Below are 20,846 nucleotides of genomic sequence, written 5' to 3'. Positions count from 1 at the left end.
TCCCGGTGGAGAGGGGCTTTCCTGACGTCACCAGCCCTGTGGCTTGCCCTTGTTCTGCTGGTCCAGCCACGCCTTCAACGGTGCGAAATAGGCGATCAGCGCCTTGCCGCTCATCTCGCGGGTACCGGTGAACTGCTGGAGCGCATCGGGCCACGGCTTCGACTGGCCCATCGCCAGCATCGCGTTCAGCCGCGTGCCGACCGTCTTGTCGCCATAGAACGAACAGCGATGGAGCGGCCCCTTCCATCCGGCCTGCTTGCACGCCGCCTGATAGAACTGGAACTGAAGCACGCGGGCGAGGAAATAGCGCGTATAGGGTACGCCCGCCGGAATGTGATATTTCGCGCCGGGATCGAATTTCGTCTCGTCCCGCGCCACCGGCGGCGCCACTCCCTGATATTGCAGGCGAAGCTTGTCCCATCCCGCCTGATAGCCGGTCGGCTTGATCTCGCCCGAGAACACGCCCCAGCGCCATTTGTCGATCAGCAGGCCGAACGGCAGGAAGGCGACCTTGTCCATCGCCTGGCGCAGCAACAGGCCGATGTCCTTGTCCGCGCTCGGCACCTTCGCCTTGTCGAGCAGGCCGATGCCGACCAGATAGTCGGGCGTGATCGACAGCGCGACGGTATCGCCGATCGCCTCGTGGAACCCGTCATTGGCACCGTTCTTGTACAGGAACGGCTGCGCCTTGTACGCCCGCTGATAGTAATTGTGACCGAGTTCGTGGTGGATGGTGACGAAATCGTCGCCGTTCACCTTGGTGCACATCTTGATGCGGATATCGTCGGCATTGTCGAGATCCCATGCCGAGGCATGGCAGATCACCTCACGGTCGGCAGGCTTCACGATCTGCGACCGCTGCCAGAACGTCTCGGGCAGCGGCGCGAAACCGAGCGACGAATAGAAGGCCTCGCCCTGACGGACCATCCGCGTCGCGTCATAGCCCTTGGCCTTCAGCAGGTCGCCGGTGTCGTAGCCCAGATCGCCGGCCCCCGCCGGCGCGACGAGGTCATAGATGTTGCCCCATTCCTGTGCCCACATATTGCCGAGCAGGTCGGCGCGGATCGGCCCGGTCTTCGCCTGCACCGCATCGCCGTATTTCTCGTTCAGCTTCCAGCGGACATAGGTGTGGAGCGCCAGATAGAGCGGCTCGACCTCCTTCCAGATGCGATCGGTAGTGGCCGCGAAGGCATCGGGGGTCATGTCGTAGCCGGACCGCCACAGCGCGCCGGTGTCGGCATAGCCGAGCCCCTTGGCCCCCGCATTGGCGAGATCGGTCATCTTCATGTAATCGGCGCGCATCGGCGCACCGACATTGTCGTGCCAGCTGATCCACATCTCCTTCAGCTTGGCAGGATCGCGGCTTTCCCCCATCGCCGCCTCGATGTCCGAGCCGTTGACCGGCTTGCCGTCGAGCGTCCCCCGGCCCTTGCCATAGGCGGACGACATCCGCGTGGTCAGCGTCGCCAGCGCTTCCGCCGCGCCGGGCGTCGCCGCAGCCGGAAGGGTGATGCCACCGCGCAGCAGGTCGAGCTTGCGCCGGGTATCGAACGACAGGCCGGGCAGCGTGGCATAGCGCGCGGCCTGCGTGGCGAGCGTCACCTGCAATTCGGTCATCGCCCCGTTCGCCTGCGCGGCCAGGGCGTCGGTATCGTCGGTGATGTAGGTGGCGTTGACCCAGCTGATCCGGTTGAGCGGGATCGACCGGTCGGCGATCTGCTTTTCGGCATCGGCGACGAAGGCGTCGGCCTGTGCCACGGTGACGGGCGTGGCCGTCTGCGCCGGGAGCGGGGTGGCGGCAAGCACGCTCGCCAGCACGGCGAGCGAGGCGGTGGTACGGATCATGATGTTCCTTTTCGGACGGACGGCGTGGTGATCCACCCGCCGCCCGCCGCCGTCAAGTCGCCAGAAACGCGGCGATCGCCTGCCCCAGTTCGGGCTTGGCCACCGAGCTCATATGCCCGCCCGGCACCTCGACGAAACGGCCGTCGGGCAACGCATCGGCCAGCGCTGCCGCCGACCCGTTGTCGAAATCCTCCATGCCCGCCACGACCAGTGCCGGCATCGCGAATCCCCGGATCGTCGCCAGTGGGGTATCGGCGAAGGTATCGAGGATACCCAGCAACGCCGCCGGATCGCCACCGGTGGTCTTCAGAAACGCCTCCGCCAGCCATTCCGGGCTGCCGCGCCTGTGCTCGCCCAGGCGGGTCAGGATATTGCGGAAATGATCGACGCGGCGATCGGTCTCGGTCAGCCCCTCTAGCCCCATGCCGGCGAAGATCACGCGCCCCGGCGTCGCCCCCGTCGCCAGCATTCGCGATGCCGTGCGCGCGCCCAGCGAATAACCGCCGAGATCGTAATCGGTCAGCCCCAGATGGGCGATCAGCGCATGGCCATCACGCGTCAGGATATCGGGCACATAGGCGGCGGGGTCATGCGGCCGATCGCTGTCCCCATGCGCGCGCAGGTCCGGCATGATGACCCGGCACCCGGTGGCCGCGATCACGGCGGCATGGCCGTACCGCAGCCAGTTGGTCCACGCGTCGCTGAAATAGCCGTGGATCAGCACCACCGGCCGCCCCTCACCCACTTCCCGCCACGCCAGACGGACACCGTCGGAACCGTGGAAGAACTGCGGCGGAGGGGGCGTGTTGGTCATCGTGCCCCCTTAAACCGCCCGGCGCGGCAGGGCCAGTGGATCGGCATGGTTGAGCGCGTCCACGCTTTGGACTAGGCGCAAGGCATGACGGCAACGATCGCGCTCGTCGACGACGATCGCAACATCCTGACCTCGGTATCGATCGCCCTTCAGGCGGAGGGGTTCCTGACGCGCGTCTATTCGGATGGCGAGGCGGCGTTGAAGGCGCTGGCCGACAATCCACCCGATCTGGCGATTTTCGATATCAAGATGCCGCGAATGGACGGGCTGGAATTGCTGCGTCGTCTGCGCGAACGCCAATCGACCCCGGTGATCTTCCTGACCTCCAAGGACGACGAGCTGGACGAGGCGCTGGGTCTGGCGATGGGCGCGGACGATTACATCGCCAAGCCCTTTTCCCAGCGGCTGCTGATCGCCCGCATCCGCGCCATCCTGCGCCGGGCGGAACCGTTGCAACCCGCCGGTGCGGGGGGCGAGCCGACTGCGGAGACGCTGGTGCGCGGGCGACTGGCGATGGACCCGGCCCGCCACCGCGTGCTGTGGGACAACGAGCCGGTGACGCTGACCGTCACCGAATTCCTGATCCTAGAAACGCTGGCGCAGCGGCCGGGCGTGGTGAAGACGCGCAACCAGCTGATGGATGCCGCTTATCAGGACGACATCTATGTCGACGATCGCACGATCGACAGCCATATCAAGCGCGTCCGCCGCAAATTCCGCGGGGTCGACCCCGAATTCGACGCGATCGAAACCCTTTATGGTGCCGGTTATCGCTTTTCCGAGGAATGAGTCCCCGTCCGACGAGGGGCCCGATCTGGCGTTGCGCTGGTCGGGGCGCGTCTCGCTCACGCGGCGTATCCTGGCGGTCAACATCATCGCGCTGCTGCTGCTGGCGGGCGGATTCTTCTATCTCGACAGCTACCGGTCGCGCATCGTCGACAACCGCGTCGCGCAGGCATCGCGTGAGGCCCGGTTGATCGCGGAGGCGCTGGCGGCCGCCGATACCGGACGCGAGGCACTGCTGTTGCGGCTGGCCCGCGATACTGGCGCGCGCATCCGCCTGCTCGGCCCGGCGGGGGTCACGATGGACAGCCGGGCGCTGGGCCTGCGCAACTTCCTGTTGCAGGACCCCGACCGCGAGGGGCTGGACCAACGGATCGCGCGTTTTCTGGACGGAATGATCGATACCGTGGTCGCCGCCGCCCGGCCCCCGCTCTATCGTGATCGTTCCGATCCCGCGCAATGGCCCGACGTGCGCGCCGCCCGGCGCGGCATCGTCGCCGCCACCGTCTGGCGCGCGCCGGACCGGACCCCGGTCATCACCGCCGCCGCGCGGCTGCCGGACGGCATGATCGCGCTGACCGCCATCAACGCCCGCGACATCACCCGCACCGTGCGGACCGAGCGGCTGCGCCTCAGCCTCGTGCTGCTGATGGTGACGATCGTCTCGGTTCTGCTGTCGCTGTTCCTCGCCCGCACCATCGTCCGGCCGCTCCGCCGCCTGGCCCGCGCGGCGGTGCGCGTCCGGCTGGGGCGCGCGCGCGAGGTGGTGGTACCGCGCCTGCCCTCCCGCCGCGACGAACTGGGCATGCTGGCGCGGGCGCTGTCGGACATGAGCCTCGCGCTGCGCGCCCGGATCGATGCGACCGAGGCGTTCGCCGCCGATGTGACCCATGAGATGAAGAACCCCCTCGCCTCGTTGCGGTCGGCGGTCGACGGGCTGGGGCGGGTCAGCGATCCCGCCCTGCAGGCACAATTGCTGGCGATCGTGCAGGACGACGTGCATCGGCTCGACCGGCTCATCACCGACATCTCGGAGGCGTCACGGCTCGATGCACAGCTCAGCCGCGCGAAATTCGAGCCGGTCGATATCGGTGCGATGGTCGCCGGATTGCTCGACCAGCGCGCGCAGCGGGGCATCGGTCGCGACATCCGCTTCGATTTCGACCGCCCGGCCGATGTCCCGCTGGTGGCGATGGGCGAAGGCGCCCGACTGGAGCGGGTGTTCGAGAATTTGCTCGACAACGCCCATTCCTTTTCGCCCGACAATGGTCTCGTGACGATCGCGGCAACGGTGCGAAACGGAGACTTGGTCGTCATGGTCGAGGACGAAGGCCCCGGCGTGCCGGAGGAAGCACGCGAGGCGATCTTCCGCCGGTTCCAGTCGATCCGTCCGCACAGCGAGGAGTTCGGCCGCCATTCCGGACTGGGGCTGGCGATCGCGCGCACGATCGTCGAGGGGCATGGCGGCGTCATCACGGTCGAATCACGCGAGGATGATCGTACCGGCGCGCGCTTCACCGTCTGCCTGCCCGCCGGAACCGAGCGGTGACGACCGTCACGCTCCATGCCTCCACCGTCGCGATCGACGGGCACGCTGTGATGATCGAGGGGCCGTCGGGCGCCGGAAAATCCGATCTCGCGCTGCGCCTGATCGATCGCGGCGCGATGCTGGTCAGCGACGACTACACGATCGTCGCCGTGCGAGATGGGCGGCTATGGAGTTCGGCGCCCGCGACGATCGCCGGGATGATCGAGGTGCGCGGGATCGGCATCGTCGATCTGCCCGCCGCCCCGCCGACCCCAGTCGCCCTGATCGTGCGTCTCGGTGCCGACGTGCCGCGTCTACCCGATCCGCGCACCCGCATGGTCGAGGGCGTCGCGATCGCGGAGATCGTGCTGGAGCCGTTCTCAGCCTCCACGCCGATCAGGGTCGAACTCGCCTTGCGAAAGGGATTGCCGGCATGACCGCACCACAGGACATCCTGATCGTCACCGGCCTGTCGGGTGCCGGCAAGTCCACCGTGTTGAAGACGCTGGAGGATCTGGGCTGGGAAACGGTCGACAACCTCCCGCTCGCGCTGCTCGACCGGCTGCTCGACGCGCCGTTGCCGATCGGTGCGGACGGCCGCCGGCCACGGCTGGCGCTGGGGCTCGGCGCCGGCACGCGCGATTTCGATCCGCAGCGGGTGGTCGAACGCGTCGCACAGGGTCAGGGCGACGATCGCGATCCGATCGGACTGCTGTTCCTGGATTGCACCGACGCCGAACTGGAGCGCCGCTATACCGAGACGCGGCGGCGACACCCCATGGCGCCCGACCGGCCGGCGCGTGACGGCATCGCCCGCGAACGCGACCTACTGGCCCCCCTACGCGAGGCGGCACCGCGACGGATCGACACCAGCACCCTGTCCACCCACGATCTGGCGCAGGAAATCCGCGTCACCTTTTCGGGTGACGATGCGGCAGAGACGGTGGTGTCGGTGACCTCGTTCGGATTCGCCCGCGGGCTGCCGCGCGGGGCCGATCTGGTGTTCGACATGCGCTTCCTGCGCAATCCCCACTGGGTGCCGGCGCTCAAACCCGGCACGGGACTGGACGACGATGTCGCCGCCTATATCGCCGCCGACCCCGCCTATGAGCCGGCCGTCTCGCGTATCGAAGATTTGCTGGCGCTGTTGCTTCCGCGCTACGCCGCCGAGGGAAAGGCCTATGTTTCGATCGCCATCGGTTGTACCGGAGGGAGACATCGTTCGGTGCACGTCGCAGAACGGATCGCCCGCTCCTTGTGCGATGCGGGATTTTCGCCCACAGTCGGGCATCGTGATTTGGGGGCAGCACCGCAGGACTCGCTGGAGTGCCGCCGGTCGCCCAGCAGGTAGGTAGCGCATCCGATTATGATCGGTCTGGTTCTGGTGACGCACGGGCGGCTCGCGGACGAGTTCGTGACCGCGATGGTCCACGTCGTCGGCCCGCAGGAGCGGGTGGCGGCGATCGCGATCGGCCCGGACGACGACATGGAGTCTCGCCGGCTGGACATCGCCACCGCCATCGCCGAGGTCGATACGGGCCGCGGCGTGATCGTGCTGACCGACCTGTTCGGGGGTACGCCCTCCAACTTGGCGATCTCGCTGATGGAGCGCGGCCGGGTAGAGGTGATCGCGGGCATGAACCTGCCGATGTTGATCCGGCTGGGTTCCGCGCGCAAATCGATGAAGGTGGTGGAAGCGGTCGCCGCCGCGCGTGAGGCGGGGCGCAAGTACATCTCCGTCGCGTCCGAAGTGCTGGGCGAGGCGGCGGCATGACCGTGCGCCGCACCGTCACCATCTGCAATCGCCGTGGCCTGCATGCACGCGCCAGTGCCAAGTTCGTCACCATGGCGTCCGGCCTCCCGTGCGAGGTGCTGGTCGAAAAGCATGAAGGCGGCGCGGTGACGGGCACGTCGATCATGGGACTGATGATGCTGGGCGCCGCGATGGGCGACAGCATCACCATCTCCGCGAATGGCGACGACGCGGAAACGGCGGTGGCCGCGCTGGTCGATCTGGTCGAGGGCAAGTTCGGCGAGGACTGACGTCCGCCGATATCACCGTCATGCCGCGCGAGATCACCGCCTTCTCCAACCCGCTCATCAAGAGCGTCCGCGATCTGCGCGACAAGCGTCATCGTCGCGAACAGCGCCGTTTCCTGGCCGAGGGGCTGCGCATACTGACCGAGGCGCGCGAAGCGGGGCGGCTGCCCGTCCTGCTGTTCTTCGCCGCCGCCAGCGCGATGCATCCGCTGGTCCGCACGCTGATCGCCGAGGTGGAACGGGCCGGCGGCGATGCCGTACAGACCACGCCCGACATCCTGTCGAAACTGTCGGGCAAGGACAATCCGCAGGCGGTGGTCGGCGTGTTCGAGGAGTTCGCGACCACGCTGGACGATCTCGATCGCCATACCTCGGGCATCTGGCTGGTCGCGGAGCGGCTGCGCGATCCCGGTAATCTAGGCACGATTCTGCGCACCGGCGATGCGGTAGGGGCCGGCGGACTGATCCTGATCGGCGATTGCGTCGACCCCTTCTCGGTCGAGGCAGTTCGCGCCAGCATGGGAGCGCTGTTCACCGTGCCCGTCGTCCATGCCGAATGGGCCAGCTTTCTCACCTGGCTGCGCACGGGGCCGGGGCAGCTCGTCGGCCTCAGCCTCGACACCGATCACGATTATCGCGGCGTACGCTATCAGGCGCCCACCTTCCTGCTCACCGGCAACGAGGCGCAGGGGATGCCCGAAGGCTATGCCGCCGGTTGCGATCTGCTCGTGAAGATTCCCATGCTCGGCAAGGCCGACAGCCTCAACGCCGCGGTCGCGACCGCGGTGATGGCCTATGAAGTGCTGGCTCAGCAGCGGGGGTAAGCCGCAATTTCCCCGTACTGGATTTCCCCGTACCGACGGGGGGGGTCAGATCGCCGGTATGCCGCCCTGTTCACCTGACGTCGCCAATTTGGTCAGCGGACGCGGCGTCTGCTCGACGGCGGGCAGCGGTTCGATCGACTTGCCGGCGGTATCGATGTTCAGTGCTTCAAACCGTTTGGCGGTGGTCAGCACCTGGCTTTCGAGACTGCCGACGAACTGGTTGTAGGCGGTCGTCGCGGTTTCGAGATTGCGGCCAAGCTTGCCGACATGCTCACCCATCTTGGCGAGCCGGCCGTACAGCTCCTTGCCCAGCATCCCGATCTCGCGCGCCTGTGCCGCCAGTTTCTCCTGCCGCCACACCGCCGACACCGTGCGCGCGATCGCGATCAGGTTGGTCGGGGTGGCGAGCAGCACGCGCTTGTCGAACGCGAAATCCCACAGAGTCGGATCATGTTCGAGCGCCGCGGACAGAAAATGTTCGCCCGGCACGAACATGATGACATATTCGGGCGTATCCTCGAACTGCGTCCAGTAGCTCTTGTTGCCGAGGCCGTTGACGTGGTTGCGCATCGACTGGGCATGGGCGACCAGCCCCAGTTGCCGTTCCCCCTCATCCACCGCGCCGAACGCGTCCTGATAGGCGTTGAGCGATACCTTGGCATCGATGATGAGCGACTTGCCGCCGGGCACCTTGACGATCGCGTCGGGGCGCAGGCGACCACCCTCGCCGTCCGATACGCTGACCTCCATCGCGAAATCGGTATGTTCGGCAAGCCCGCAAGTTTCCAGCACGTTGCGTAACTGCTGCTCGCCCCAGCGGCCCCGTGCCTTGGGCGCGTTGCGCAACGCGTTGACCAGCTTGGCCGCTTCCCCGGACACGCGTTCCTGACCGAGGCGCATCTGCTCGATCTGCCCCTTCAGGTCGCCGAACGCGTCGCGCCGTTCCGCCTCGACCTTCGCGACGCCTTCCTCATAACGTTGCAGGCGATCGTTGACCGGTTGCAGCAAGGCCGCCAGCCGCTGGCCCTGCGACAGTTCCGCCTCGGTGAAACGCTGATGCGCGCGTTCGAGGAAGCGGGTCTGCGCGCCTTCCAGCGCCCGCGCGGCAGCCGCATCGAAATGCGCGTGCATCGCCTCGCGCGCATCGGCCAGCTGGCGCAGCGTTTCGGCATGGGCGGCCTGCCGCTCCTCGCTTTGCGCGCGCAGCGAGGCGAGGTCCTGAATGGCCTCGCGCGCCTCGAACAACTGCCGTACCGCATCGTCATAGGCGGCGTCGCGTTCCGCCGCGCGCGCGCGCAGCGAGGCAAGGTCCTGCATCGCGGTATTGCGTTCCCGCTCCACCGCATCGCGGGTCTGGCGGAGCAGATCGGCATCGTCGGCGCGGGCACGGGCCACCGCCAGATCGCTTGCCAGCGTTCCCGCCCGGCGACCGGCCACCAGCCAGCCGATCAGCAATCCCAGCGCGAGCGCCAGCAGCGCGACGATCAACAATTCAGGCGCCATGACCGACCACCGACATTTTCCGCGCCACCTGCATGTCCCTCATCCGGCGGAACCATTCGCCGTGCGAGGGAACGTAGCAGGAACGCGATCTAGGGGACAAGCCCCCTCTCTCAGCCGCGACGCTGCTTGGCCAGCTTCTTGAGCAGCATGTCGCGCTTCAGCTTGGACACGTGATCGATGAACAGGATACCGTCCAGATGATCGATCTCGTGCTGCATGCAGGTAGCGAGGAGGCCGTCGAGTTCCTCCTCATGCGTCTCGCCCTGCTCGTCCAGCCAGCGGACGCGGCACCGGGCGGGGCGCTTCACCTCGGCATATTGCTCGGGAATCGACAGGCAGCCCTCGTTATAGGCCGACAGTTCCTCGCTCTCGCTCAGCACTTCCGGATTGATATAGGCGCGGGGATTGCGGACGGGTTCGCTGTCCTCGCTTTCCTGTTCCTGCAGGTCGATCACGACGACGCGGCGATCGACCCCGACCTGGATCGCGGCGAGGCCGATGCCGTGCGCCGCATACATCGTCTCGGTCATGTCAGCGACGAGCGTGCGGATCTCGTCGTCGACAGCATCGACGGCGCGCGAGACGAGGCGAAGACGGGGATCGGGGATTTCTACGATGGGAAGAACGGCCATGCCGGGTCCGCTATGCGCGGGACCGGTGGCCGTCAAGTTCATGCCACCGGCCGGCGTGCCCTTAACGCCTGTGCCAGCGTCCCTTCGTCCAGGTAATCGAGTTCGCCGCCCACGGGCAGGCCGTGGGCCAGTTGCGTGACCCGTACCGGAAACCGCTCGATCCGCTCGGCCAGGTAATGCGCCGTCGTCTGCCCCTCCAGCGTCGCGTTCATCGCCAGCACCACCTCGTCGATCCCGCCCTGCCCGATCCGGCCGACCAGCGCGTCGATCGTCAGATCCTCCGGCCGAATGCCCTCCAGCGCCGACAGCCGGCCGCCCAGCACATGGAACCGGCCGGGAAACAGGCGGGAGCGTTCGAGCGCCCACAGGTCGGCGACCTCTTCCACCACGCACAGCGCCCGACCGTCGCGACGGGGATCGGCACAGATCGAACAGGGATTGGCGGTATCGACATTGCCACAGGTCGAACACGTCTCCAGCCGCTCGTCGACCAGCGCCAGCGCATGGAGCAGCGGCGTCAGCGATGCCTCGCGCTTCTTCAGCAGGTGCAGCACCGCACGGCGCGCGGAGCGCGGCCCAAGGCCCGGCAGCCGCGCCAGCGCCTGCGTCAACGCATCGATCTCGGAGGAAGCCATCGGGGAACAGATAGGGGGTTGCACGCGGCCGCGCCAGCGGGGAGAGGCTGTCCCCCATGCGGATCGTCTTCATGGGAACGCCCGACTTCGCGGTGCCGACATTGGATGCGCTGGTCGAGGCCGGGCACGAGATCGTCGCGGCCTATAGCCAGCCGGCCCGGCCGGGCGGCCGGCGCGGGCGCGAACTGGTCCCCTCCCCCGTGCAGCGGCGGGCCGAGGCGCTGGGTATCCCCGTCCATACCCCAGTATCGCTGAAGGGCGCGGACGAGCAGGCGGCGTTCGCCGCGCTGGCGGCCGATGTCGCGGTCGTCGCCGCCTATGGGCTGATCTTGCCGCGCGCGGTGCTGGCGGCGCCGGTGCATGGCTGCCTGAACGTCCACGGCTCGCTGTTGCCGCGGTGGCGCGGCGCGGCACCGGTGCAGCGGGCGATCATGGCAGGCGACGCGGAAACCGGGGTCGGCATCATGCAGATGGAGGCGGGACTAGATACCGGGCCGGTCAGGCTGGAAGGGCGAACCCCCGTCGCGGGCAAGACCGCGGGCGAGCTGACGGCAGAACTGGCGGCGATGGGCGCCCGGCTGATGGTGACGGTACTGGGCGACCTCGCCGGTCATCCCCCGGTGCCGCAGGTGGAGGAAGGGCTGACCTACGCCGCCAAGATCGACAAGGCGGAGGCGCGGATCGACTTCGCTGCCCCGGCCATCGCAGTCGAGCGGCTGATCCGGGCGATGAACCCTGCCCCCGGCGCGTGGATCGAGGTGAAGGGGGAGCGGGTGAAAATACTGGCTGCCGATGTGCTGCCGTTCACCTTCTATGGCACCGGCGAGACGGTCGACGACGGGCTGACGATCGCGTGCGGCGACGGCGCGATCCGGCCGACGCTGGTACAGCGGGCCGGACGCGGCGTGACAACGACCGAGGACATGCTGCGCGGCTTCCCGATCCCGTCGGGGACGGCGTGTTGACGCGATTCGCGCTGACGGTGGAATATGATGGCCGGCCCTTCATGGGTTGGCAGCGCCAGCCGCATGGGCCGAGCGTGCAAGGCGCACTGGAGGCGGCGGTGCTGGCGATCACGGGCGAGACGGTCGCGGTCCATGCCGCCGGTCGCACCGACGCGGGCGTCCACGGGCTGGCGATGCGGGCGCATTGCGATATCGCCAAGCCGATCGACGCGTTCCGCCTGCGGGAGGCACTCAACGCCCGGCTGCGGCCGGCGCCGGTGGCGGTGCTGACGTGCGACATCGTCGCCGACGACTGGCACGCGCGCTTTTCATGCCTTGGCCGCGCCTATGAATACCGGATCGTCAACCGGCGGGCGCCGTTGACCTGGGAACGCGGGCTGGCCTGGCAGGTGCCGCAGCCGCTGGATGCCGAAGCGATGGCGGCGGCGGCGGCGATGCTGGTGGGGCGGCACGATTTCACCACCTTCCGGTCGGCACACTGTCAGGCGGACAGCCCGGTCCGGACGCTCGACCGGCTGGAGGTGGCCAGCGCGGGCGAGCGGATCGCGGTGATCGCGGCGGCGCGATCGTTCCTGCACCATCAGGTCCGCTCGATGGTCGGCTGCCTCGCGCTGGTCGGCATGGGGCGGTGGACACCCGACGACGTCGCCACCGCGCTGGCAGCCCGGGACCGGGCGCGACTGGGGCTCAACGCGCCCCCCGACGGGCTGTTCTTCACCGGCGCGGTCTATCCGGACTGACCGGTCAGCGGACGAAGCGCGCCGCCAGTTCCACATGCGTCGACCAGCGGAACTGGCCGACCGGCTGAATCCAGTCGATCCGCCAGCCCGCCGCGACCATCGCCTTCGCGTCGCGCGCGAAACTGGACGGGTTGCACGAGACATAGGCGATCGTCCCGACCGTGCAGGCGGCCAGCGCCGCGGCCTGTTCGCGCGCACCGGCACGGGGGGGATCGAGCACGATCGCGTCGAACCGGTTCAATTCCACCGTGGTCAGCGGCCGGCGATACAGGTCGCGATGCTCGGGGAAGACGGCGCGGCCACGGATATGCGCGGCCGCCTTCAGCGCGAACAGCGCGTCGCGCGCGCCCTCGGCGGCATAGACCTTGCCCGGCAATGCGAACGTGAAGGTGCCGAGTCCGGCGAACAGATCCGCCACCGTTTTCGCGCCAGCGACCGCCTCGACCACCGCCGCGACCAGCGCATCCTCGCCCTCGCGCGTCGCCTGCAGGAAGCCGCCGGGGGGGAAGCCGACCGGTACGCCGCCCAAGGTGATCGTCACCGGTTGCGGCTCCCACCGGGTTTCCGCACCAAGGCCATCGTCGACCGAGAAGCGCGCGACGCCGTGGCGCTCGCAGAAGCCAGTCAGCGCCTCCGCCGCTTCCAGCCCTTGCGGCGCGAAGCCGGTGACGAGGATGTCCGGCCCCTGATCGGCGAGTGCCAGATGCACGTCGGCCCGGCGCTTCAGCCCCAGCCGCTGGAACAGCGCCCGGAGCGGCGCGACCAGCGCGAACAGCGGAGGCGCCAGAATATGGCATTCGCGCATGTCGACGATCTGGTGGCTCGCCTCGGCCGTGAAGCCGATCAGCCCGCGTTCGGCATGGAGCGTGGCGCGGCGCCGGGTATTGGGCGGCGAGAGCAGCACGGGGCGCAGCGGCGCGGTCAGCCCCTGCGCATCGAGCGCGGAAGCGATACGATCCGCGACGAAGGCGGCATAGCTTTCATCGTCGAGCTGCTGGAGCTGGCATCCGCCGCAGGCCGGGAAGTGCCGACAGGGCGGCGTCTGGTGATGCGGGCCGGGCACGACCTCGCCCGCCTCGGTCAGGGTATCGCCTGGGGCGGAGAGGGGGGCGTGGCGGCCGTCGTCGGCGACACCATCGCCGCGCGCGGCGACACGGAGGATCAGGCTCATCGGACGCGCGATAGCGCGGCGGCGAGGTCGTCGGCAATGAATGATCTGCCGCAAACCGCCGCCGCCGCGCGGTGCAGCCAGACGGCGGCCCCCGCCGCCTCGAACGGCGGCAGGCCGGCGGCGAGCATCGCGCCCGCCGCACCGGCCAGCACATCGCCGGTTCCCGCCGCCGACAGCCAGTCGCTGGCGCCGGCAGATACCGTCACCCGGCCGTCAGGTGCGGCGATCACCGTATCGGGTCCCTTGTGGACGATCACCGCGTCGGCGCGACGTGCGGCCATGCGGGTGGCGTCGATCTTGCTGCCGGATAGTTTGCCGAACAAATGGGCGAATTCGCCGGCATGGGGGGTCAGGATCGTCGCGGCGGTGCGAGGCGCATCGACGTCGAGCAGGCGCAGCGCGTCACCGTCGATCACCAGCTTATGTCCGCTGCCGATCGCGGTCGCCAGCCGGGCACCCGCCCCGTCGCCCCTGCCCAGCCCCGGTCCGACCACGACCGCACCGATACGCGGATCATCGAGCGCGTCGGGCGACCAGCGCCGCCGCACCAGCGCATGGGGCGCTCCCTGCCCTTCGCCGAGATACAGGACATATCCCGCCCCTGCCCGCATCGCGGCAAGGCTCGCCAGTTCGGCCGCGCCGGCCATGTCGCCGCCCACCACCGCGACCATGCCACGGCTGTACTTGTGCGAATCGGGGCCGGGATCTGGCAAGGCGGGATGGGCAAGAACATGGGCGTCGCCGGTGACGGCAACGCCGATATCCAGCACCCTCACCCTGCCGGCCAGTCGGGCCGCCGGCTGGAGGACGTGCGCGGGCTTCGGTGCGGCCAGTGCGAGGGTCAGGTCGAAACGGGGCGGCATCGTCGGCACCGCCCCGTCATCGGTCGCGACCCCGCTCGGCAGGTCGATCGCGATCCGCAAGGTGGCCGCATCGGCCAGGCGGTGGAGCGCGGCGGCCGTCCGGTCGGCCAGCGGACCGGTCAGGCCGGTGCCAAACAGGGCATCGACCAATATTGGCGCGGGCAAGGCCGTATCCAGCGACTCGACGGGTCCGGGCCAGCCGCGTCGCGCAATGATGGCGAGGGCGCTGCGGGGCTCGCCATCGGCCGCGACCCGGACGGCATGTCCCGCCGCCGCCAGCAGGCGCGCGGCGACATAGCCGTCACCGCCGTTGTTGCCCGGTCCGCAGAGGATCAGGATCGCCGACCCTCCGGCCAGCCGCCCCACCGCCGTCGCGATGGCCGCGCCGGCCCGTTCCATCAACATGGCGGCATCGCCGCACGTCTCCTCCGCCGCCCGCATCGCGGCGGTGGTCAGGATCGGATAGCCGTCGATCGGTGTCATGCCGGCGGGAACGGCCGATCGAGGGCTTGGCTCCGTGCCGTCAGATATCCGCGTAGACGTGGCGTTCCGCCTTGGCGCCCGGATGCGTCACCGCGCCCAGATGCGCGGGGCCGACATTCTGCGCGTACCGCCACAGCGCGCCCGCCTGATAATCGTTGACCCGCGGCCGCCATGCGGCACGGCGGGCATCGAGCGTGGGGGTGTCGACGATCAGGTCGATCGTTCCCGCTTCGGCATCGATACGGATCGTGTCGCCATTCTCGACCAGCGCGATCGGCCCGCCGTCGGCCGCTTCCGGCCCGACATGGCCGATGCAGAAACCGCGCGTCCCGCCGGAGAAACGGCCATCGGTGATGAGCGCGACCTTCTCGCCCATCCCCAGCCCATAGAGCGCGGCGGTGGTGGACAGCATCTCGCGCATCCCCGGCCCGCCCTTCGGCCCTTCGTAGCGGATTACCAGCACCTCGCCCTCGGTGATCAACCGCGCCTCGACCGCTGCGAAGCAATCCTCCTCGCAATCGAACACCCGCGCCGGTCCCTCGAACTGCAGGCGCTGCATCCCCGCGACCTTTACGATCGCGCCCTCGGGCGCTAGCGTGCCACGCAGGCCGACGACCCCGCCGGTCGGGGTGATCGGCGTCTTCACGTCGTAGATCACCTTCTGGTCCGGGTTCCATGTCACCCGATCGATATTCTCGGCCAGCGTCCTGCCGGTCACCGTCATGCAGTCGCCGTGCAGATACCCGCCCGCCATCAGCGTCTTCATCAGCATGTAGACGCCGCCGGCCTCGTACATGTCCTTCGCGACATACTGCCCGCCCGGCTTCAGGTCGGCGATGTACGGCGTGGTGCGGAACACCTCGGCCACGTCGAACAGGTCGAAATCGATCCCCGCCTCGTTCGCCATCGCGGGCAGGTGCAGCGCGGCGTTGGTGGAACCGCCGGTGGCGGCGACGACGCGCGCGGCATTCTCGAACGCCTCGCGCGTGCAGATCGCGCGGGGGCGCAACTGGCTGGCGACCAGTTCCATCACCTGCGCGCCCGCCGCGATCGCGATCTGTTCGCGGCTGGTATAGGGAGCCGGCACCATGTTGCTGTTGGGCAGCGACAGGCCGATCGCCTCGCCGACGCAGGCCATCGTGTTGGCGGTGAATTGCCCGCCGCACGCGCCGTGGCCGGGGCAGGCGACCTTTTCGAGTTCCTGCAATTCGGACAGCGGGCAGGAACCGGCGGCATAGCGGCCGACCACTTCGAACACATCCACCACGGTCACGTCGCGATCGTGATAGCGGCCGGGCAGGATCGATCCGCCATAGACGAAGATCGACGGCACATCGAGCCGCAGCATCGCCATCATCATGCCGGGCAACGACTTGTCGCAGCCGGCGAAGCCGACCAGCGCGTCGTAGCAATGGCCGCGAACCGACAGTTCGACCGAATCGGCGATCACCTCACGGCTGACCAGCGAGGATTTCATCCCCTGATGGCCCATCGCGATCCCGTCGGTGACGGTGATGGTGTTGAACCGGCGTGGCATCCCGCCGGCCTGGATCACGCCGCCCTGCGCGGCATCCGCCTGCGCATCCAGCGTGGTGTTGCACGGCGCGGAGTTGTTGCCGGCGGAGGCGAGCGCCACGAACGGCTTGGCGATATCCTCCTCGGTGATCCCCATCGCATAATAATAGCTGCGATGCGGCGCGCGTTCGGGACCCACCGAGACGTGGCGGCTCGGCAGGCGGGACTTGTCGATGCTGGTCATGGAACGCGCCTATGTCGCGAAACCGGTCATCCACGCAAGCTTATTACGTCAATCGCCACGAGCGACCGCCCGCATCGATCCCAGTCTCAGTCAGAGCGCGGCGAGCGCCTTGGCCACGCCATCCATCGTGAACGGCTTCTGCAGCACCGGCCGGTCCCGGAAACGCACGTCGACGCTGTCGTCCCCGCCCCCGGTCGCGAAGACGAAGGGAACCCCGGCGGCGGCCAATGCCTCGGCCACCGGCGTGCTTTTTTCGCCACCGCGCAGATTGACGTCGAGAATCGCGGCGTCGATCCCGCCCTGACCGACGCGTTCCAGCGCGGTCGCGACGCTATCGGCGCTGCCGGCGACCTGCTGGTCAAGGATATCAAGGAAATCCTCCAGCATCATGGCGATGAGGGGTTCATCCTCGACGATGAGAATCTGCTTGGCTTCGGTCATGCTTCCCGCCCTTAGCGGCACTCGCCGCGTAAAAGCAACGTCATGCCCCGGCCAATACCTCACGCGTCGCATCGGCCAGTTGCTGGACCGAGAACGGCTTTGGCAGGAACGCAACGTTGTCGATGTCGATCGAGTTGCGCAACTGCTCCTCGGCATAGCCCGACATGAACAGCACCGGCAGATCCGGATAGCGTTCGCGGACGTGGCGGACCATCGTCGGCCCGTCCATCGTCGGCATGACCACGTCCGAAATCAGCAGGTCGGGGCGGGCGGCCTCACGCAGCAGTTCCAGCGCCACCTCGCCATTCTCCGCGGTCAGCACGGTATAGCCCTGCCGCGTCAGCGCGCGCTCGGCGACGGCGCGGACCATGTCCTCGTCCTCGACCAGCAGGATGGTCCCCTGTCCCCACATCTCGCGGGCGCGGACCGCCGGCTTGGGCGGCGGGGCGATGCGCAGCGCCGGCGCGCCCGTATCGGCATGGACCGGCAGATACATGGTGAAGGTAGCACCCTGTCCCGGCCGCGAATCGGCGAATATCCAGCCGCCCGATTGCTTGACGATGCCATAGACGGTCGACAGGCCGAGCCCGGTGCCCTTGCCCGTCTCTTTGGTGGTAAAGAACGGCTCGAATATCTTGGGCAGGATTTCGGGGGGAATGCCCGCGCCGGTATCGGTGACGGACAGCGCGGTGTAATCGGCCGGCGGCAGGATATCGATCGCCATCTCGCGCACCTCCGCGGCGGATACCGCGCGGGTATGGATGGTCAGCGTACCGCCGCCGCCGGGATTGGCCGACATGATCGCATCGCGCGCGTTGACCGCAAGGTTGACGACCACCTGCTCCAGCTGCCCCGGATCGGCCCGCACCGCGCCCAGCCCGCGACCGTGGCTGACATCCAGCCGCACCGTCTCGCCCATCAGCCGTTTCAGCAGCGTCGACACCTCCGACACCACGTCGGGCAGTTGCAGCACCTGCGGCCGCAGCGTCTGCTGGCGGGAGAAGGCGAGCAACTGCCGGGTCAGGCTGGCGGCGCGGTTGGAATTGGTGCGGATCTGCTGGATGTCGTCGTAATCGCTGTCGCCGGGCGAATGGCGCATCAGCATCAGGTCGCAATGCCCCAGGATCGCGGTCAGGATATTGTTGAAATCATGCGCGACGCCCCCGGCGAGCTGGCCCACCGCCTGCATCTTGGTCGCCTGTGCGACCTCGCGCTTCAGCCGGGTCTCCTCGCTGTTGTTCTTCAGGCTGAGCAGCACCGCGGCATCGCCCAGCCCGCGCGCGCCGGCGATGGTCAGCGCGACGGGTTCATCCGGGTGGTCCTTCAGCCGGACCGCCATGTCGGTGGAATGGGTGGCGCCGCTCGCGAAGCGGCGGATCGCGTCGGCGACGGCGGCCTTGTCCTCGCGCACCACGAGATCGCCCGGATAGAGCGGGATCGATTCGGCATCGACCCCCGCCGCCCGCAGGAACGATTCGTTCATCTGCATGAACCGCCCGTCGCGATCGACCAGCGCCATGCCGAACGGCATCAGGCTGACGAGCGAGCGGACATGCTCGGTCGCGGAGGCCCCTTCGCGGACACCCGCCGCATCGTCGCGGTCGTCGAGGATCATCACCAGCAGCGGCGCCTGCTCGTCGTCGAGGAACGGCACCTGCAACAGGCGCAGCGGCGTCCCCTCCAGCCCCTCGCGCTCGAACCGGACCAGCCCCCGACTGTCCGTCATCAGCATGTCGACGATGTCGCGGCCGTTGATCGTGCCCGGCCGGCCCAGCGCCCGCCGGGCGAGCACCGGATTGGCGGCCAGCACATGGCCATCGGGCGACACCAGCGCCGCCATGATCCCCGCTTCGCCCAGCCGATCGCCGGTCGGCCCCGTGATGATCGAACGGGCGGCATCGGCGCGATCGCGTTCGCGCTTGGGTTCGAACCGCCAGACGAGCATGTCCGCCTCGTCCCCGGCGCGGATGATGCTGACGCCGAGCGTCGCGTCCATCGCCTCGACCCCGTCGACGCGGGCGATCCCCTCCCGCCACGCCTCGCGTGCCGCCTCGGCCAGCGCGGCATTGGCCTCGTCGTCCAGCGGCAGCGCGGGCGGGGTCGGAAAACCGTCGAAAATCAGTTCGTAGCTGTCGTTGGCGCAGACCAGCCGGCCGGCGCGATCGGTGATCGCCACCGCATCGCCGCTGGCCCCCGCGACCGCGCGGGTGAGGTTCCAGTCGATCGCGCGAGGCCCGGTGCCCGCCACCGGCGCCAGCAACCGCCACGCCACCGCGATCGCCACCCCGACGATCGCCGCCGCCAGAAAGCCGGCGGCCATGATCCAGCTGCCCGCGAACACCATCACCACCGCCGCCGCGGCGATACCGGCGACGATCGCGACGATGGCAGCCGCCAGACTGGGTGACGAACGGGGGGAGAGGACGGCCATGACATCGCTTTCAGTCGGCAGCGGCATGGCGTCAACCCGTAGCATCGTCCCGAATCATGACCGATTCGGGACCAACCCAGCATACGCGTCGAAACGCGTCAGCCGCTACGAATCGTTGCAGACCGCCGGATGGTGGTCAGAGATGCCGGGTCCGCCATTTCCGGGCGATCCACAGCCGCCACCCGAACGCGGACAGCACGAAGCCGAGGATCGCCGCCGCCACGGTCAGCACCAGCAGCCCGACCCCGAATGCCGGCCCCTTGTCCCACAGCCAGTGCAGGCATCCCGTCGCCCATTGCAGCCACCCGGTCGCCGCATCGGCGATCGGCTGCGCCACCATCGGCGCGTTGCTGCGCAGCAGCCACGATCCGATCTTGTAGGCCAGCAGCCAGAGCAGCGGCGTGGTGAAGGGGTTGGTAATGAAGGTGGTCAGCGCCGCGACCGAGACATTGGCGCGGAACGGCAGCGCGAACAGCGCGGCGATCGCGATCTGCGCGACGGGGAACAGGAACCCCGCGACCATCCCGAGCGCGACGCCGCGCGGCACCGACCGGCGGGTGAACCGCCACAGTTCGGGCGCCAGCACCCGGTGCGCGACCGGGCGGAGCAGGCGGCTGCGCTCCATCGATTCCCGCGTCGGCAGGTTACGGCGACACCAGGCGGCCCCACGCTGCCACAGGCCGGGCGCCGCGGACGCCATCAGCCGCGTTCGCGCATCAGGCGGCCGGCTTCACGCTTCCACTCGCGTTCCTTGATCGCGGCGCGCTTGTCGTGATCCTTGCGGCCCTTGGCCAGTGCCAGTTCCACCTTGGCCCTTCCCCGTGAATTGAAATAGACCGACAGCGGCACCAGGGTCATCCCCTCGCGCGCGACCGCGCCGTGCAGCTTGTTGATCTCCCGCTCATGAAGAAGCAGTTTACGCGGGCGCTTCGCTTCGTGGTTGAAGCGGTTGCCGTGGCTAAATTCGGGGACGTTGGCATTGACCAGCCAGACCTCCTCGCCCCGCACCTCCGCATAGCTTTCGGCGATCGTCCCTTGCCCGAAGCGCAGCGACTTCACCTCGGTGCCGGTCAGCGCGATCCCCGCCTCGTAGACGGTTTCGATCGAATATTCGAACCGCGCCCGGCGATTCTCGGCGACGATCTTCTTCTTGTCGAAGGTGGCGGGTTTGGGACGGGACATGCGGGTGCGATGTAGGCGGCCCATGGGCCGTTGGGAAGCGGGGGACGCCGAACGGGCGCAAAGCGGCGACGGCGGGCGTGGAAAGTCACACCGAAAGTCACGAACGTCGCATCCTACAGGGGTCGATACGGTGCGACGGCGGCTGCCCTTATCGGGGTGACGGCGATGAGAAGGAGCGGTTGCCGGGGTCATAGCAGGCCAGCGGCG

Annotated in this window: 21 protein-coding genes; 9 read left to right on the top strand and 12 right to left on the bottom strand. The window is 68.5% G+C overall.

The window, feature by feature from the left end; genetic code table 11:
- Nucleotides 1-27: 27 nt before the first annotated feature.
- Entirely contained in the window at nt 28-1,845 is a 1,818-nt protein-coding gene (locus tag IFT82_RS13820; RefSeq protein WP_192127750.1) for a M2 family metallopeptidase, read from the bottom strand.
- A gap of 52 nt (nt 1,846-1,897) precedes the next feature.
- Nucleotides 1,898-2,659: an alpha/beta fold hydrolase gene (locus IFT82_RS13815; protein ID WP_192127748.1), complete on the bottom strand. Its 762-nt coding sequence runs from the start codon at nt 2,657-2,659 to the stop codon at nt 1,898-1,900.
- 84 nt (nt 2,660-2,743) lie between these two features.
- Between IFT82_RS13815 and IFT82_RS13810 the strand changes: the two genes are divergently transcribed.
- From IFT82_RS13810 to IFT82_RS13780, 7 genes are read left to right on the top strand one after another with little or no spacing between them, the layout of a single operon-like run.
- Entirely contained in the window at nt 2,744-3,448 is a 705-nt protein-coding gene (locus IFT82_RS13810; protein WP_192127746.1) for a response regulator transcription factor, read from the top strand.
- Entirely contained in the window at nt 3,417-4,991 is a 1,575-nt protein-coding gene (locus tag IFT82_RS13805) for a sensor histidine kinase (RefSeq protein WP_192127744.1), read from the top strand. The genes IFT82_RS13810 and IFT82_RS13805 overlap by 32 nt, the downstream gene beginning before the upstream one ends.
- The gene (locus tag IFT82_RS13800; RefSeq protein WP_192127742.1) at nt 4,988-5,407 is read left to right on the top strand and encodes an HPr kinase/phosphatase C-terminal domain-containing protein; all 420 of its coding nucleotides are present in this window, start codon (nt 4,988-4,990) and stop codon (nt 5,405-5,407) included. The genes IFT82_RS13805 and IFT82_RS13800 overlap by 4 nt, the downstream gene beginning before the upstream one ends.
- On the top strand, nt 5,404-6,321 hold the full coding sequence (gene rapZ, locus IFT82_RS13795; RefSeq protein ID WP_192127740.1) for an RNase adapter RapZ: 918 nt from the start codon (nt 5,404-5,406) through the stop codon (nt 6,319-6,321). Before IFT82_RS13800 ends, rapZ begins: the two co-directional genes overlap by 4 nt.
- A gap of 15 nt (nt 6,322-6,336) precedes the next feature.
- The gene (locus IFT82_RS13790) at nt 6,337-6,744 is read left to right on the top strand and encodes a PTS sugar transporter subunit IIA (RefSeq protein WP_192127738.1); all 408 of its coding nucleotides are present in this window, start codon (nt 6,337-6,339) and stop codon (nt 6,742-6,744) included.
- Nucleotides 6,741-7,013 carry an HPr family phosphocarrier protein gene (locus IFT82_RS13785; RefSeq protein ID WP_192127736.1) on the top strand — a complete coding sequence of 91 codons (273 nt, stop codon included), beginning with the start codon at nt 6,741-6,743 and terminating at the stop codon, nt 7,011-7,013. Before IFT82_RS13790 ends, IFT82_RS13785 begins: the two co-directional genes overlap by 4 nt.
- A gap of 20 nt (nt 7,014-7,033) precedes the next feature.
- A complete protein-coding gene (locus tag IFT82_RS13780; protein WP_192127734.1) occupies nt 7,034-7,834 on the top strand; it encodes a TrmH family RNA methyltransferase in 801 nt (266 codons plus the stop codon).
- Nucleotides 7,835-7,879: 45 nt separating this feature from the next.
- Here the strand turns inward: IFT82_RS13780 and rmuC are convergent, their stop codons facing one another.
- From rmuC to recR, 3 genes are all read right to left on the bottom strand, one after another.
- Complete coding sequence (rmuC, locus tag IFT82_RS13775) at nt 7,880-9,337, bottom strand: DNA recombination protein RmuC (RefSeq protein WP_192127732.1); 1,458 nt, start codon at nt 9,335-9,337, stop codon at nt 7,880-7,882.
- 110 nt (nt 9,338-9,447) lie between these two features.
- Entirely contained in the window at nt 9,448-9,969 is a 522-nt protein-coding gene (gene def / locus IFT82_RS13770) for a peptide deformylase (RefSeq protein ID WP_192127730.1), read from the bottom strand.
- Between the two features lie 38 nt (nt 9,970-10,007).
- The gene (recR, locus tag IFT82_RS13765) at nt 10,008-10,604 is read right to left on the bottom strand and encodes a recombination mediator RecR (protein ID WP_192127728.1); all 597 of its coding nucleotides are present in this window, start codon (nt 10,602-10,604) and stop codon (nt 10,008-10,010) included.
- 56 nt (nt 10,605-10,660) lie between these two features.
- On the opposite strand from recR, the gene fmt reads away from it, so the two are divergent.
- Nucleotides 10,661-11,569 (top strand): methionyl-tRNA formyltransferase, encoded by a 909-nt coding sequence (fmt, locus tag IFT82_RS13760; RefSeq protein WP_192127726.1) that lies wholly within the window; start codon nt 10,661-10,663, stop codon nt 11,567-11,569.
- Complete coding sequence (truA, locus tag IFT82_RS13755) at nt 11,566-12,309, top strand: tRNA pseudouridine(38-40) synthase TruA (RefSeq protein ID WP_192127888.1); 744 nt, start codon at nt 11,566-11,568, stop codon at nt 12,307-12,309. The genes fmt and truA overlap by 4 nt, the downstream gene beginning before the upstream one ends.
- A gap of 4 nt (nt 12,310-12,313) precedes the next feature.
- Here the strand turns inward: truA and IFT82_RS13750 are convergent, their stop codons facing one another.
- From IFT82_RS13750 to smpB, 7 genes are all read right to left on the bottom strand, one after another.
- A complete protein-coding gene (locus IFT82_RS13750) occupies nt 12,314-13,480 on the bottom strand; it encodes a class I SAM-dependent RNA methyltransferase (RefSeq protein WP_192127724.1) in 1,167 nt (388 codons plus the stop codon).
- Nucleotides 13,477-14,826 (bottom strand): NAD(P)H-hydrate dehydratase, encoded by a 1,350-nt coding sequence (locus IFT82_RS13745; RefSeq protein WP_192127722.1) that lies wholly within the window; start codon nt 14,824-14,826, stop codon nt 13,477-13,479. Before IFT82_RS13745 ends, IFT82_RS13750 begins: the two co-directional genes overlap by 4 nt.
- Nucleotides 14,827-14,866: 40 nt before the next feature.
- Nucleotides 14,867-16,585, bottom strand: coding sequence for a dihydroxy-acid dehydratase (ilvD, locus tag IFT82_RS13740; RefSeq protein ID WP_192127720.1), 1,719 nt, complete (start codon nt 16,583-16,585; stop codon nt 14,867-14,869).
- 90 nt (nt 16,586-16,675) lie between these two features.
- Nucleotides 16,676-17,026 (bottom strand): response regulator, encoded by a 351-nt coding sequence (locus IFT82_RS13735; RefSeq protein ID WP_192127719.1) that lies wholly within the window; start codon nt 17,024-17,026, stop codon nt 16,676-16,678.
- 40 nt (nt 17,027-17,066) lie between these two features.
- Nucleotides 17,067-19,457 carry a hybrid sensor histidine kinase/response regulator gene (locus IFT82_RS13730; protein ID WP_192127717.1) on the bottom strand — a complete coding sequence of 797 codons (2,391 nt, stop codon included), beginning with the start codon at nt 19,455-19,457 and terminating at the stop codon, nt 17,067-17,069.
- A 136-nt stretch (nt 19,458-19,593) separates the two neighbouring features.
- Nucleotides 19,594-20,157 carry a DUF2062 domain-containing protein gene (locus IFT82_RS13725; protein WP_192127715.1) on the bottom strand — a complete coding sequence of 188 codons (564 nt, stop codon included), beginning with the start codon at nt 20,155-20,157 and terminating at the stop codon, nt 19,594-19,596.
- Nucleotides 20,157-20,639 (bottom strand): SsrA-binding protein SmpB, encoded by a 483-nt coding sequence (gene smpB / locus IFT82_RS13720; protein WP_192127713.1) that lies wholly within the window; start codon nt 20,637-20,639, stop codon nt 20,157-20,159. Before smpB ends, IFT82_RS13725 begins: the two co-directional genes overlap by 1 nt.
- Nucleotides 20,640-20,846 lie beyond the last annotated feature (207 nt).

The sequence above is a fragment of the Sphingomonas sp. CFBP 8760 genome (assembly GCF_014841615.1).
In the GTDB taxonomy this organism is placed as follows: domain Bacteria; phylum Pseudomonadota; class Alphaproteobacteria; order Sphingomonadales; family Sphingomonadaceae; genus Sphingomonas.
Note: the sequence above shows the minus strand (reverse complement) of the source record. Positions and strands in the feature narration are given on the sequence as shown.

Excerpts from the sequence above, each read along its gene's own strand:
- IFT82_RS13820 (WP_192127750.1), bottom strand. The coding sequence starts at position 1,845 with ATGATCCGTACCACCGCCTCGCTCGCCGTGCTGGCGAGCGTGCTTGCC.
- IFT82_RS13815 (WP_192127748.1), bottom strand. The coding sequence starts at position 2,659 with ATGACCAACACGCCCCCTCCGCCGCAGTTCTTCCACGGTTCCGACGGT.
- IFT82_RS13810 (WP_192127746.1), top strand. The coding sequence starts at position 2,744 with ATGACGGCAACGATCGCGCTCGTCGACGACGATCGCAACATCCTGACC.
- IFT82_RS13805 (WP_192127744.1), top strand. The coding sequence starts at position 3,417 with ATGGTGCCGGTTATCGCTTTTCCGAGGAATGAGTCCCCGTCCGACGAG.
- rapZ (WP_192127740.1), top strand. The coding sequence starts at position 5,404 with ATGACCGCACCACAGGACATCCTGATCGTCACCGGCCTGTCGGGTGCC.
- IFT82_RS13790 (WP_192127738.1), top strand. The coding sequence starts at position 6,337 with ATGATCGGTCTGGTTCTGGTGACGCACGGGCGGCTCGCGGACGAGTTC.
- IFT82_RS13785 (WP_192127736.1), top strand. The coding sequence starts at position 6,741 with ATGACCGTGCGCCGCACCGTCACCATCTGCAATCGCCGTGGCCTGCAT.
- IFT82_RS13780 (WP_192127734.1), top strand. The coding sequence starts at position 7,034 with ATGCCGCGCGAGATCACCGCCTTCTCCAACCCGCTCATCAAGAGCGTC.
- rmuC (WP_192127732.1), bottom strand. The coding sequence starts at position 9,337 with ATGGCGCCTGAATTGTTGATCGTCGCGCTGCTGGCGCTCGCGCTGGGA.
- def (WP_192127730.1), bottom strand. The coding sequence starts at position 9,969 with ATGGCCGTTCTTCCCATCGTAGAAATCCCCGATCCCCGTCTTCGCCTC.
- recR (WP_192127728.1), bottom strand. The coding sequence starts at position 10,604 with ATGGCTTCCTCCGAGATCGATGCGTTGACGCAGGCGCTGGCGCGGCTG.
- fmt (WP_192127726.1), top strand. The coding sequence starts at position 10,661 with ATGCGGATCGTCTTCATGGGAACGCCCGACTTCGCGGTGCCGACATTG.
- IFT82_RS13750 (WP_192127724.1), bottom strand. The coding sequence starts at position 13,480 with ATGAGCCTGATCCTCCGTGTCGCCGCGCGCGGCGATGGTGTCGCCGAC.
- IFT82_RS13745 (WP_192127722.1), bottom strand. The coding sequence starts at position 14,826 with ATGACACCGATCGACGGCTATCCGATCCTGACCACCGCCGCGATGCGG.
- ilvD (WP_192127720.1), bottom strand. The coding sequence starts at position 16,585 with ATGACCAGCATCGACAAGTCCCGCCTGCCGAGCCGCCACGTCTCGGTG.
- IFT82_RS13735 (WP_192127719.1), bottom strand. The coding sequence starts at position 17,026 with ATGACCGAAGCCAAGCAGATTCTCATCGTCGAGGATGAACCCCTCATC.
- IFT82_RS13730 (WP_192127717.1), bottom strand. The coding sequence starts at position 19,457 with ATGGCCGTCCTCTCCCCCCGTTCGTCACCCAGTCTGGCGGCTGCCATC.
- IFT82_RS13725 (WP_192127715.1), bottom strand. The coding sequence starts at position 20,157 with ATGGCGTCCGCGGCGCCCGGCCTGTGGCAGCGTGGGGCCGCCTGGTGT.
- smpB (WP_192127713.1), bottom strand. The coding sequence starts at position 20,639 with ATGTCCCGTCCCAAACCCGCCACCTTCGACAAGAAGAAGATCGTCGCC.